This window comes from Actinobacillus ureae ATCC 25976 (assembly GCF_000188255.1).
Classification (GTDB): domain Bacteria; phylum Pseudomonadota; class Gammaproteobacteria; order Enterobacterales; family Pasteurellaceae; genus Actinobacillus; species Actinobacillus ureae.
On record NZ_GL831080.1, the window covers coordinates 1,597,913 to 1,611,087 of the forward strand.

Genomic DNA, 13,175 nt, shown 5'->3' on the forward strand with positions numbered 1-13,175 from the left:
AGTGAGAGGTTAGTCCAACTTTTGGGGTGCAGATCAGAAACCTTACGCCTATCTTAATGAAACTAAATAATTCAGAGAACCGATCACAATGATATAGCCTAGTATAGGTAAAAAGGTTAAACGCCAAATCGCACTCTCAATTTCAAAACCGATTCCATGAATCCATAAAATCACCATACCATAGAAGGCTAAAATTGCTAAATAAGGAATATGTCCGCCAAAATGCTGAGCAAATAGATTTGCATTCAGCAATATCATTGCAAATAGTACACCTGCAAGAATAAAAGAAAGGGCCTTTAGCCAGCCCTTTCTTGTTAAATTATAGAGCGAATGAATCATTCAATATAATCCTATTCGTCAAATTTGCCTGTTTTCTCAATGCTAACAGTAATTACCGTTGCAAAAAGAATCGCAAGTAAAACGCCTAATACCCAAGTTACATAAAACATCTGTTTATCTCCTTAGTATGCACTTGCTTTGTTATCTTCTAAGTATTTAGCATCTAAGCGACCATACATTTTGATGTATGACCAAATAGTATAAGCTAATACTAAAGGTACAAAGATACACGCAACAACTAACATTACTGTTAATGTATATTGGCTTGCTGTTGAATCCCAAATCGTTAAACTCATTTCTGGATGAGAAATTGACGGCATAATGAATGGGAACATAGACACTGCCGCAGTAACAATCACCCCAACAAGCATAATTGATGATGAGAAGAATGCTAAACCAGAACGATTCACTTTAGAAGTAACAATCGTTAACAATGCACCTAATACCGCTAATGCAGGAACAGCCCATAATACCGGCATCTCAGCAAAATTTCTGAACCATGCCGCACTTTCAACCGCAACAGTTTTATTAGTTAAGAATGATTGTGCATTGTGGTCTAAATCGCTTGTGATTACAAAACCGTCTTTAAACGATAACCAAACACCCGCTAATACAAACGCAACTAATACGATTGCCGCAGTAACTTGAGCGGTTGCTCTCGCACGGTTACGTAAATCACCTGTTGTTTTCATTTGTAACCATGTCGCACCTTGCGTGGTTAACATCATTAAGCTTACTACGCCACATAATAATGCGAACGGATTTAATAAGCCGAAGAATGAACCTGTATATACCACTTGGTTGAGGTTATTAAATTCGAATGGTACGCCTTGTAATAAGTTACCGAACGCTACACCGAAAATTAATGACGGTACAAAACCACCGACAAATAAACCCCAGTCCCAAGCATTACGCCATTTCGGGCTATCTACTTTAGCACGATATTCAAAACCTACCGGACGGAAAAATAACGCTGCTAGCACTAGAATCATCGCTAAATAGAAACCAGAGAATGATGTTGCATAAACGGTAGGCCATGCCGCAAAGATCGCACCACCTGCTGTTAATAACCATACTTGGTTACCGTCCCAGTGAGGAGCAATGGTATTAATCATCACTCGGCGCTCAACATTGCTTTTACCAATCACAGGTAATAATGTTAATACGCCCATATCAAAACCGTCTGTAATCGCAAAGCCGATTAGCAATACGACAATCAGAATCCACCAAATAAAGCGGAGAATTTCATAATCGATCATTGTACACTCCTATTATTTTTATTTTGTAGATTGTTCAAAATGATAACGACCTGTCTTTAATGCGCTTGGACCAAGTCTGCCATATTTAAACATTAAATACATCTCAACCACGAGGAAGATAGTATATAAGCTGCAAAGTAAACCGATTGAGATCCAAAGATCTGTCGTCGTTAATGCCGAATTAGATACGCCTGTCGGTAATACTTCATAAATTGCCCATGGTTGACGACCATATTCTGCCAAGAACCAACCAGACTCAATTGCAATCCACGGAAGAGGAATACCCCATAACATTGCTCTTAAGAATAAACGGTTTTTACCAACGGTACCACGTAAGTTTTGGAAGAATGCAAAGCCAATTAATAGGAGCATTAAACCACCTGAAACCATCATTGCACGGAATGCCCAGAATGTTGGACCAACATTAGGAATGGTACTTGCTGCCGCTTTTTGGATTTGTTCTTCAGTCGCATCAACTACATTCGGTGTATATTGTTTGAGTAATAAGCCAAAACCTAAGTCTTTTTGTACTGCTTTGAATGCTTCTTTTTCTTCTGCAGAATAGTTACCCACACGTAATTTTTCGAGTAACGCATATGCTTGAATACCGGTACGAACACGTTGTTCATTGATTGCACGAATATCTTTTAAACCTTTAATTTCAGTATCAAAAGAACGTGTTGCAATAATACCTGCCATATATGGAATATGAATTGAGAATTCATTTTTCATTTCAGCGGTATTAGGAATTACGAATGCATTCCATGCTGCCGGAGCAGGTTGAGTTTCAAACTCACCTTCCATTGCTGCTAATTTAGTAGGTTGTGCTTTACCGATTTCGTAACCTGATTCATCGCCCATAATTAATACAGCAAGAATCGCCATTAAACCAAAGCTTGCACCTACTGAGAATGAACGTTTTGCAAAACCGAGATCCTGACCTTTTAAAATATAGTAAGCACTAATACCTAATACAAATACTGCACCACAAGTATAACCTGCTGTTACTGTATGTAAGAATTTAGATTGTGTTACTGGATTTAATACGAGATCAGAGAAACTCACAAGTTCCATCCGCATTGTTTCGAAGTTAAATTCAGAACCAACCGGATTCTGCATCCAACCGTTCGCAACAAGGATCCATAACGCTGAGAAGTTAGAACCAAATGCAACTGCATAAGTCGCTAGTAAGTGTTTACCTTTTGATAAACGATCCCAACCGAAGAAGAATAAACCAATGAAAGTTGACTCTAAGAAGAACGCCATTAAGCCTTCAATTGCTAATGGAGCACCAAAGATATCGCCCACATAGTGAGAATAATATGACCAGTTCATACCAAACTGGAATTCCATTGTAATACCAGTTGTTACGCCAAGGGCAAAGTTAATACCGAATAACTTACCCCAGAATTTAGTCATATCTTTATAGACTTCTTTTCCTGTCGTTACATAAAGTGTTTCCATTACAACGAGAACGAAAGAAAGACCTAATGTTAACGGCACAAATAAGAAGTGATAGAGTGCAGTTAAAGCAAACTGCAAACGCGAGAGTTCAACAACGTCTAACATCTCAGACCTCTTATAAAGTATAATAAAATTTATTTATAGATTATTCTGAATATGAATAATCACCCCAACCAAATTTTGACCTAAAACAACCATACAACCATAAATAGGTATATGCTTTTTTAGAATCTACGTTCCATTTTACCTTGAATTTAATAAATTAAAAATAGTCGATTTGTTACATCGATAACATTTCTAATCAAAACTTTGAAACAATGTTAAAAATTAGATTGTTTTCACTTATATTTTTATAACTTTTCTTTAGCATCTCTACCTTTTACTTTCTACGCTTTTATGATTAGTTTTGATATTGGTCAAATAAAATGATCGAAAAGATCCAAAAAAATTGCTATTTAATAATGACTTTTATTTCTTGTTTGTTATAATCGAAAAAATCCTAATCTATGCGCTAAACGATAGTTTTTAACTATAACTGAAAAAGGTAAAACCATAATGTTAAAAAAAGTTCTCATTTCAACTTTTGCTAGCTTAGTACTGGCATTCACATCACAAGTCGCGATGGCAGGAGTGAAAACCTCTTCACTTTCTATGGCAAAACCTTCTGTAAACCAAAAATTGCCAACGCAATGTCAAAGAATGTTTAGCGTTGCAGATAAGCTTGTTTCGGATGCAGAAAAACAACCTGGTACACATACTCAAGTTGCTAAAATGAAAAGTAAGTTATCTTCTACAAGGCAACAAATTTTAAAAATGGAAACTGAGATGCAACAAAAAAGTTGTAATAAAGGTTTAACCGCTTTAAACACACTGAAACAAAAACATTAATCGTTTAGCCCTGAATTATTTAACCGAGCACTAATTACCAAAAAGGTGCTCGGTTTTTTATTGCTTTTAATTTGTAAAAAATCAAAAAATTCGACTGCTTGTCAGATATAAAAAAACCTCCGGGACAACTTCCCAGAGGTCTTTATACTAGCGAATGGAGGATGTATTACATCATACCGCCCATACCACCCATGCCGCCCATTGCAGCAGCCGGATCTAATTTTTCATCTTTCGGCAAATCGGTGATCATACATTCTGTAGTAATCATTAAACCTGCGATAGATGCTGCGAATTGTAATGCCGAACGAGTTACTTTAGTTGGATCTAAAATACCCATCTCAAGCATATCGCCATACTGTTCCGTACCGGCATTATAACCGTAGTTACCGTTACCATCTTTCACATTACGAGCTACAACTGATGCTTCTTCACCTGCGTTAGTCACGATTTGACGAAGCGGCGCTTCCATCGCACGAAGTGCAAGTTTGATACCAACATTTTGTTCTTCATTATCACCAGTTAAGGTTACTGCCACTTTAGAAGCCGCGCGCACTAATGCAACACCGCCTCCCGGTACGATACCTTCTTCAACTGCCGCACGAGTTGCGTGTAACGCATCATCCACACGGTCTTTTTTCTCTTTCATCGCCACTTCAGTTGCCGCACCTACTTTGATTACCGCAACACCGCCAGCTAATTTAGCCACACGCTCTTGAAGTTTTTCTTTATCATAATCTGATGTTGAATCTTCAATTTGTTGGAGAATTTGTGCTACACGTGCTTTGATTTGCGCTTCGTCACCGATACCGTCAATAATGGTTGTATTGTCTTTGGTAATCACAACACGTTTTGCTTGACCTAATTCTTCAATTGTTGCTTTCTCAAGTTCCATACCGATTTCTTCTGAAATTACAGTACCTGCAGTTAAGATTGCAATATCTTGTAACATTGCTTTACGGCGATCGCCAAAGCCCGGTGCTTTTACAGCAGCCACTTTCACGATACCACGCATTGTATTTACAACTAATGTTGCTAACGCTTCACCTTCGATATCTTCTGCAACAATTAATAACGGTTTACCTGCTTTTGCTACCGCCTCTAATACCGGTAAAATTTCACGAATGTTGCTGATTTTTTTATCAACTAAAATGATATATGGGTTTTCTAATTCAACCGTACCTGCTTCCGGTTTGTTGATGAAGTATGGAGAAAGGTAACCACGGTCAAATTGCATACCTTCTACCACATCTAACGCATCATCTAAACCTGTACCGTCTTCAACAGTGATAACACCTTCTTTACCCACTTTTTCCATTGCTTGCGCAATTAATTTACCCACGGTTTCATCAGAGTTTGCTGAAATCGTACCTACTTGCTCAATCTCTTTTGAAGTTTCACACGGTTTAGAAATCGCTTTTAATTCTTCCACTACAGCAACAACCGCTTTATCGATACCACGTTTTAAATCCATCGGATTCATACCTGCCGCTACTGCTTTTAAGCCTTCGTTTACGATTGCTTGCGCAAGAACAGTTGCGGTTGTCGTACCGTCACCAGCCGCATCGTTCGCTTTTGACGCCACTTCTTTTACCATTTGTGCGCCCATATTTTCGAATTTATCTTCTAATTCGATCTCACGTGCTACTGACACACCGTCTTTAGTGATTGTCGGCGCACCGTATGCTTTATCTAACACAACATTACGGCCTTTAGGACCTAAAGTTACTTTTACCGCATCCGCTAAAATATTCACGCCTTTAAGCATTTTTACACGTGCGTCATTACCGAATTTAACATCTTTTGCTGCCATTTTTTCTTCCTATAAATTATTTATTCAATTTGCAAAAAATTAGTGAAAGCTGACCGCTTATCATTACTCTACGATTGCTAAAATATCGTTTTCAGAAAGAATTAACACTTCTTCACCGTCAATTTTTTCTGATTTCACACCATAACCTTCGTTGAAGATAACTACATCACCAAATTTTACCGCTAATGCTTGTACAGAACCATTTTCTAATAAACGACCTGTACCCACTGCAATTACTTTACCACGAGTAGATTTTGTTGCTGCAGAGCCGGTTAAAACGATACCGCCAGCAGAACGTGTTTCTACTTCTTCACGTTTTAAAATTACTTTATCGTGTAATGGACGAAGAGTCATTGTATGTTTCCTTCTATTAATCTATAAAAATTTGGCACGCAGAATTGCGTGCAACGATAATCAATATTGGGGCAGATTATTAGCTTTCAAGTTACTTTTGCAAAATTTTGTGCAAAAGCAACCGCTTTCGTCTGATTTTTAGGCAATAAAAAAGAGCATCTCAAATGAAATGCTCCTGATGATTAAGCTTCGGATTTTAAGCGTTGGATTAAACGGCTATTTGCTGGCGGAAATTCGCTCTCATCCAAATCAGCTTGAGCGACCCAAAAGCCTTCTTGCCCTTCACGCCCAAACGGTTCACCGACCCATTCTTCCACTAAATAGAAGAAAAACTCAATCACTTTGGCCGGATAATCAAAGCGGAATGACTCATAAGGAAACGCACTTAGTACGTGAATCCCGATTTCTTCTTCCAACTCACGTTTTAATGCATCTTCTGGCGTTTCTCCCGTATCTACTTTACCGCCGGGAAATTCCAACGCTTGTGCAAAATCTTGTCCTTCAAGTCTTTGGGTTAAATAAATCTGTCCAAATTCATTGCGGATAATGCCGGCTGTAACTTGGATTGTGGGCTTATTCATGTATTTTCCTTGAGAATTTGTTGTAATTTTTGTTGGATATTTTTTATCACAGATTGCCAATTAAGACTAGCCTCTTGGCGAAAAAGTTTCACACTGTCATACCACGGGCTATCTTGTCGTGCCAACAACCAACGAAAATCAGGGTGATAACTTAGCATAATCTACGTCGGTTTTCCCATTGCCTCTGCTAAATGTGCGACAGACGTATCAACACTGATCACAAGATCCATTTGGGCAATTAATGCGGCAGTATCTGAAAAATCACCAATATCTTGCTGCCAAATATGCAAATTTTCGAATAAATCAGACCGCTTGTAATCCGCTTCGTTTAGCTCTTCTTGCAAACAATGGAAATCAGCATCTAACGTAAATAACTGTGAAAACAACTCAAAGGGCAAACTGCGGGAAGCATTCTGATTATGTTTTGCCGAGCCTGCCCAAACCAATTTTCAAGCGTTTTAGCGTACTGCAAGCAGTTATTTTTGTGTGCTATTTTACAATAAACTCCGGTTGTGCTTGTAAGTAACCGCTTGAATAAGGAATATTTTCAAGCGTACTACCTAATACTAAAGGCGCACTGAGCATCGGTAAATGGTATGCCAGTCCCGAAATTCGTCCGCCGTTTTGCATGGTTTCAATACCGTGTTGCGCTAAATTATAGTTAAGCAAATTTTCGATGCTGCTATGATTCAGCACCACCACATTTAAGCCTTGACGTTTCATTTCCAAGGCATAGCGCACAAACTGAATGTTATCGCCAAATCCTTGTTCTACGTGAAACAAAATTTTAGCATCACCGATATTTTCCCCTCGCCATTGCGGAATATTAATTTCCAACGGTTCAAAAGCTAGCAAACCGGTTTGCCAGCGCCATTCGTACGCTTGCCAGCCTTGCAGATAATCACCTAACAAGTTATGTAACATCGCTTTATTACACCACGCAATCGCATAATTTGGCGCAAGTTCGACCGCTTTATTCGCATCTTTTAACGCTAATTGGTAAAGCTCCAAGTTTTGTAATACCGTACAACGATTGTGATATAGCACCGCTTTATCCGGTAATAAGCGGATTATTTCATCGTATTTTCTTAAAACCGCTAACCATTCAAATGGTGTTGCAGCGCTGTCCTGCTCTTCCACCAATAAAGCGAGATATTGTTCAAACATCATTTCAGCCATATTGTTGTTCCAATTGTTGTTGTACTCTAGTGATCACTGGTTGCCAGTCAAAATCAAAGCCCTGACGAAATAGGCGTACACTCTGATATCATGGGCTATCCTCTCTTGCCAATAACCAACGAAAATCGGGGTGATAACTGATTAAAACCCAAGTCGGTTTGCCCATCGCCGCCGCTAAATGCGCGACTGAAGTATCTACGCTAATCACTAAATCAAGTTGAGTAATCAATGCTGCCGTATCGGAAAAATCCGTTAAATCATCTTGCCAAAAATGCAAATTTTTGAGTTTTTCCGACCGCTTGTAATCAGCTTCATTCACTACTTTTTGCAGGCAATGAAATTCCGCATCAAATTCAAATAACGGTAAGTACTGTTCAAATTGTAAACTTCATATCGCATTGCGGTGATGTTTAGGTGAACCGGACCATACCACACCAATTTTGAGTTTTTTAGCGGAATCGTAAGCGTTTATTTTCCGCTGCCATTTTACGAAATGCTCCGTTTCAGGCAATAAATAACCTTCCGAATAAGGAATATTATCCAATCTTGTGCCGAGATAATGCGGTAGGCTCATCATTGAAACATAATATTTCAGCCCACTAATCGCCCCACCATTTTTTGATGTGGTAATCCCATACTGCGCTAAATTGGCATTCAGCAAATTTTCTAACTGCTGATGATTCACCACCACAATATTCAAGCCTCGCTTTTTCGCCTCTAAGGCATAACGCACAAATTGAATATTATCGCCAAAGCCCTGTTCTGCATAAACCAAAAGTTTGGCTTGACCGATATCCTCACCTTGCCAACGAGGAATCGGCCATCCGGTGTCCTGAAAAGTTTCCACATCGGTTTTCCAGCGCCATTCATAAGCTTTCCAACCTTCTTCATAACGCCCTAAGGTGTTTAGAATAAACGCTTTATTACACCATGCCATAGCAAAATCCGGTGCAAGGTCAAGCGTTTTCTCCGCATCTTTGAGTGCTAAATCATAAAAACCTAAGTGCTTTAATACATCGGAACGATTGTGGTAAGCGAGAATTGACTGAGGGAAATCCCCTAAAAAATCATCGTACAACTTTAACACGGCAAGTAATTCCAAAGGATTGCTCGCCTGTTGCTGCTGTTGATAAATATAAGAGAAACATTCTTGTTCGGAACCTTGCTGAATAGAAATTAAGTCTGAATTCATAGAAAAGACAAAGAAAAAACGACCGCTTATACTAATTACGCATATCTTGCTTTACTGCCGTGGCAATGTTTGTATTTTTTGCTAGAACCGCAAGGGCAAGGATCATTTCGGCCGATATTCAAATTCGCTAATTGCTCATCTGTCAGCGATTCTGCCGCTGCGCCGGCTTGAGCATTTTGCATTTGTTCTTCGGTTGCCGCTTGGTAATGTGCGGCTTCTGCTTCCGCCATTGCGTCTTGCTGGCGTTGCGCTTCTTCAATCTCTTCTTGGCTACGCACTTGAATACGGCTTAACACGCTAATCACATTAGATTTCAACAAATCGAGCATATTGGTAAACATTTCAAATGATTCTTTTTTATACTCTTGTTTCGGATCCTTTTGTGCATAGCCACGTAAGTGAATACCTTTACGTAAGTAATCCATTGCCGAAAGATGTTCTTTCCAAAGCTCGTCTAAGTTTTGTAGCATCACTCCTTTTTCAAAGTTACGCATCACTTCCGAGCCGACTTTCTCTTCTTTCGCTTGGTACTTTTGTTTCGCAATATCAACAATACGCTCACGCAATGTTTCTTCGTGTAAGTCATTTTCTTGCTCTAACCAATGCTGGATAGGCAATTCCATACCGAATTGATGTTTTAACGCTTCTTCTAAGCCGGCAACATCCCACATCTCTTCAATGGATTGCGGTGGAATATATTGGCTAATCACATTATTGAACACGTCTTCACGAACAGTGTTGATCATTGCTGAAATATCATCGGTTTCAAGCAAGTAATTACGTTGTTCGTAAATCGCTTTACGTTGTTCGTTCGCCACATCATCGTACTGTAATAAGTTTTTACGACCGTCGAAGTTATGTGCTTCCACTTTTGCTTGTGCCGATGCGATCACTTTAGTCAGTAATTTTGACTCCATCGCCTCACCTTCTTCAGAGAAGGCTTTACGCATCATATTTAATTTACCTTCATTCAGGTAAATACGCATTAGCGCATCGTCTAAAGACAGATAGAAACGCGATGAACCTGGGTCCCCCTGACGACCGGAACGACCACGTAACTGGTTGTCAATACGACGAGATTCGTGACGTTCAGTACCGATAATATGTAAACCGCCCGCTTTCATTACGATGTCATAGCGCTCTTTCCAAGCCGCTTTAATCGCTTCGATTTGCTCTTCGGTCGGATGTTCTAACTTCGCCACTTCCGCTTTCCAGTTACCGCCTAACACGATATCCGTACCACGACCCGCAATATTGGTTGCGATAGTTACCGCACCCGGTGCGCCCGCTTCCGCCACGATTTCCGCTTCTTGGGCATGGAATTTTGCATTTAATACGTTATGAGCAATACCGGCTTTGGTTAATTCTGCCGATAAAAGTTCTGATTTTTCAACGGATACCGTACCGACTAACACCGGTTGTTGGCGAGCCATACAGTCTTTAATATCATTGATGATTGCCGCAAATTTCTCCGGTTCGCTCTTAAACATTAAGTCGGTACGGTCATCACGAATAACCGGTTTATTAGTTGGAATCACTACCGTATCCAAACCGTAAATTTGTTGGAATTCAAACGCTTCCGTATCCGCTGTACCGGTCATACCGGCTAATTTTTCATATAGGCGGAAATAGTTTTGGTAAGTGATAGACGCAACAGTTTGGTTTTCACCTTGAATATTGACTTTTTCTTTTGCTTCAATCGCTTGGTGTAAACCGTCAGACCAACGGCGCCCCACCATTGTACGACCGGTGTGTTCGTCAATAATTACCACTTCACCATCTTTTACGATGTAATCTACATCTAATTCAAATAATTTATGTGCACGTAACGCCGCATAAACGTGGTGTAGTAAAGCGATACGAGCTGGATGATAAAGTGTTTCGCCTTCTTGCATTAAGCCCATTTCGGTCAAAATGCCTTCCACTTTCACCATTCCACGCTCAGTTAAATGCGCCTGTTTATTTTTCAGATCTAAGGTGAAATCGCCTTCACCGGTATATTCTTCGGTGTCTTCTTTATCTTGCTGAATCAAATGCGGAATAATCGTATCAATCGCTTGATAGATTTGAGTCGCATCTTCTGCCGGGCCTGAAATAATTAACGGTGTACGCGCTTCATCAATTAAGATTGAGTCCACCTCATCCACTAACGCATAGTGCAATTCACGTTGGAAACGATCTTCTTTTGCGTGCGCAAGGTTATCACGTAAGTAGTCGAAACCTAACTCACTATTAGTTGAGTAGGTAATATCCGCTTTATAGGCTTCACGTTTCACTTCATTCGGAAGACCCGGTACATTCACCGCAACGGTTAAACCTAAAAACTCAAATAACGGGCGGTTGGTTTCCGCATCACGGCGTGCAAGATAATCGTTCACCGTTACAACATGTACACCTTTACCGGTCAATGCATTTAAGTAGCACGGTAATGTTGCGGTTAACGTTTTACCTTCACCAGTACGCATCTCGGCGATATTACGATTAGTTAATACCATACCACCGATTAATTGCACGTCAAAATGGCGCATTCCCATTACACGGCGACTTGCCTCACGCACAGTTGCAAACGCTTCGTGTAATAGGCTGTCAAGGCTTGCACCGTCAGCTAAACGTTGTTTAAATTCTGCAGTTTTAGCTTGTAATTCCGCATCGGTTAATTTTTCAAATGCCGGTTCAAGTTTATTAATTTGCGCAACACGTTTTCTTAAACGTTTTAACGTACGATCGTTGCTTGAACCGAAAATTGAAGTGATAATTTTTGAAATCATTGTTTTGTCCTAATCTAGTTATTTTTATATGAAAAAGTGGCATAGCTTTACGGAAGCAGTCTTTGACTCCGCCCACTTATGATGAATCGATTTTATAGATTAGACGCTTGGGCCGGCTCGAATAGGATGGTTATCATCGCCATCAAAGCGGTAAGATTTGGTAAAAAATTCGCAAAAAACGACCGCTTGTGTAGGTATTTCCACAAGCTCCTGTTTAAGCTCTGCGATAAATAAAGACTGCTGTTCCTGTTCGTCAGAACAAGCAACGCAAGGAGAAAAATGCTGATTGATAACCGTTTCTTGCTCGCTTTCACTTTTTACCATCGAATGAATTTCAGGTAACGCAAAAATCGCAACTAGCCCGAAAACTAATTGCGACCAAAAAGGCGTCTTGTGAAAATGCTTAAATAAACTCATCAACATTTGTTCTAAATACTAAAAAATTAGGTTAATTATACGATAAATTCCAGTAGAATGGGCAGATAATTGGGTCAAATAACATAAAATCAAGGGAATGCAATCCAAAAAGATGAAAAATTCAGCAATAAAAAATATCACTGAAGTTTTGCAGAACTCAAGCCTTAGTCGGATTGTCCAACGAGCCAACCAATTAAACGATTTGCACCAAAAAGTACAAAAATTATTACCGGAACAATATCGCGGACTTTACCGTATTGTGAATTTAGTTGATAATCAGCTTGTATTTGAAGTGCAAAATGCGACTGTACGACAAGGCTTACAGTTACAAAGTTCACATTTATTACGATTAATTCACTCTGATTTTCCAAATGTAACTGAGCTTCAGTTTAAAGTGAATCCGAGTTTTAGACACATTTAAATAGAAGGAAACTGGAATGAAAAAAATTGCGTTAGTTGCATTCAGTGCAGTATTAGGTGCTTGTTCACTCTTACCACAACAATCCGTTACAGGCACATTCCAAGGTGAATTACCTTGTGCAGATTGTGAGAAAATTCAAGCAGAGCTCATCTTAGGCGCTAACAATAGCTACCAATACAATACCATTTATGTAAAAGCCGGCAAAGAATATCCGTTCAGAGATAAAGGCACTTACACTTGGGAGCAAGGTAAACGAGGTATTATTCGCTTAGAAAAAGATTCCGGCGCATTAGCGTTTAAAGTAAGCGAGACACAAGTTGAAGTTTGTGATGCTAATGGCAATCCGGCTAAGACGGCCAATAATCCTTATACTTTGCATAAAGTAAAATAAATTATTAAATACTTAACGTAAAAGCCCGCTTATGATCTACACCCCAAAAGTTGGACTAAACCTCCAACAGATTAAGGTGCAGATTTTTTTATGACTAAATATAACTCGCTAT

The 13,175-nt window shown here is 39.4% G+C and carries 14 protein-coding genes and 1 pseudogene; 3 read left to right on the forward strand and 12 right to left on the reverse strand.

Going from position 1 to position 13,175, the window contains the following annotated elements; translation table 11 throughout:
• Positions 1-48 precede the first annotated feature (48 nt).
• The 4 genes from ybgE to HMPREF0027_RS07465 are packed head-to-tail and all read right to left on the reverse strand — an operon-like array spanning position 49 to position 3,167.
• Positions 49-339 carry a cyd operon protein YbgE gene (gene ybgE / locus HMPREF0027_RS07455; protein WP_005623719.1) on the reverse strand — a complete coding sequence of 97 codons (291 nt, stop codon included), beginning with the start codon at positions 337-339 and terminating at the stop codon, positions 49-51.
• A gap of 11 nt (positions 340-350) precedes the next feature.
• On the reverse strand, positions 351-449 hold the full coding sequence (locus tag HMPREF0027_RS11770; RefSeq protein WP_005619000.1) for a CydX/CbdX family cytochrome bd oxidase small subunit: 99 nt from the start codon (positions 447-449) through the stop codon (positions 351-353).
• 12 nt (positions 450-461) lie between these two features.
• The gene (cydB, locus tag HMPREF0027_RS07460) at positions 462-1,598 is read right to left on the reverse strand and encodes a cytochrome d ubiquinol oxidase subunit II (protein ID WP_005623720.1); all 1,137 of its coding nucleotides are present in this window, start codon (positions 1,596-1,598) and stop codon (positions 462-464) included.
• A gap of 18 nt (positions 1,599-1,616) precedes the next feature.
• Positions 1,617-3,167, reverse strand: a complete 1,551-nt coding sequence (locus HMPREF0027_RS07465; protein WP_005623722.1) for a cytochrome ubiquinol oxidase subunit I — start codon at positions 3,165-3,167, stop codon at positions 1,617-1,619.
• Between the two features lie 450 nt (positions 3,168-3,617).
• Here HMPREF0027_RS07465 and HMPREF0027_RS07470 point away from each other — a divergent pair, with 450 nt between their 5' ends.
• Positions 3,618-3,950 carry a DUF5339 domain-containing protein gene (locus HMPREF0027_RS07470; RefSeq protein ID WP_005623724.1) on the forward strand — a complete coding sequence of 111 codons (333 nt, stop codon included), beginning with the start codon at positions 3,618-3,620 and terminating at the stop codon, positions 3,948-3,950.
• A gap of 166 nt (positions 3,951-4,116) precedes the next feature.
• Here HMPREF0027_RS07470 and groL read toward each other — a convergent pair whose 3' ends face one another.
• From groL to secM, 8 genes and pseudogenes are all read right to left on the reverse strand, one after another.
• Positions 4,117-5,760 (reverse strand): chaperonin GroEL, encoded by a 1,644-nt coding sequence (gene groL / locus HMPREF0027_RS07475; RefSeq protein WP_005623726.1) that lies wholly within the window; start codon positions 5,758-5,760, stop codon positions 4,117-4,119.
• A gap of 63 nt (positions 5,761-5,823) precedes the next feature.
• On the reverse strand, positions 5,824-6,114 hold the full coding sequence (locus HMPREF0027_RS07480; RefSeq protein WP_005623728.1) for a co-chaperone GroES: 291 nt from the start codon (positions 6,112-6,114) through the stop codon (positions 5,824-5,826).
• A 182-nt stretch (positions 6,115-6,296) separates the two neighbouring features.
• Positions 6,297-6,695, reverse strand: coding sequence for an 8-oxo-dGTP diphosphatase MutT (mutT, locus tag HMPREF0027_RS07485; protein WP_005623730.1), 399 nt, complete (start codon positions 6,693-6,695; stop codon positions 6,297-6,299).
• Positions 6,692-7,874, reverse strand: a pseudogene (locus tag HMPREF0027_RS13040) (glycosyltransferase family 9 protein). The gene mutT and the pseudogene HMPREF0027_RS13040 overlap by 4 nt, the downstream one beginning before the upstream one ends.
• A gap of 88 nt (positions 7,875-7,962) precedes the next feature.
• Positions 7,963-8,193 (reverse strand): glycosyltransferase family 9 protein, encoded by a 231-nt coding sequence (locus HMPREF0027_RS12670; RefSeq protein ID WP_005623738.1) that lies wholly within the window; start codon positions 8,191-8,193, stop codon positions 7,963-7,965.
• Between the two features lie 69 nt (positions 8,194-8,262).
• A complete protein-coding gene (locus HMPREF0027_RS07495) occupies positions 8,263-9,066 on the reverse strand; it encodes a tetratricopeptide repeat protein (protein ID WP_005623740.1) in 804 nt (267 codons plus the stop codon).
• A 35-nt stretch (positions 9,067-9,101) separates the two neighbouring features.
• Entirely contained in the window at positions 9,102-11,834 is a 2,733-nt protein-coding gene (gene secA / locus HMPREF0027_RS07500; RefSeq protein ID WP_005623742.1) for a preprotein translocase subunit SecA, read from the reverse strand.
• Positions 11,835-11,933: 99 nt separating this feature from the next.
• Positions 11,934-12,251 carry a secA translation cis-regulator SecM gene (gene secM / locus HMPREF0027_RS07505; RefSeq protein WP_044024368.1) on the reverse strand — a complete coding sequence of 106 codons (318 nt, stop codon included), beginning with the start codon at positions 12,249-12,251 and terminating at the stop codon, positions 11,934-11,936.
• 112 nt (positions 12,252-12,363) lie between these two features.
• On the opposite strand from secM, the gene HMPREF0027_RS07510 reads away from it, so the two are divergent.
• Entirely contained in the window at positions 12,364-12,672 is a 309-nt protein-coding gene (locus tag HMPREF0027_RS07510) for a DciA family protein (protein WP_044024370.1), read from the forward strand.
• A 16-nt stretch (positions 12,673-12,688) separates the two neighbouring features.
• Positions 12,689-13,063 carry a copper resistance protein NlpE gene (locus tag HMPREF0027_RS07515; RefSeq protein WP_005623748.1) on the forward strand — a complete coding sequence of 125 codons (375 nt, stop codon included), beginning with the start codon at positions 12,689-12,691 and terminating at the stop codon, positions 13,061-13,063.
• Positions 13,064-13,175 lie beyond the last annotated feature (112 nt).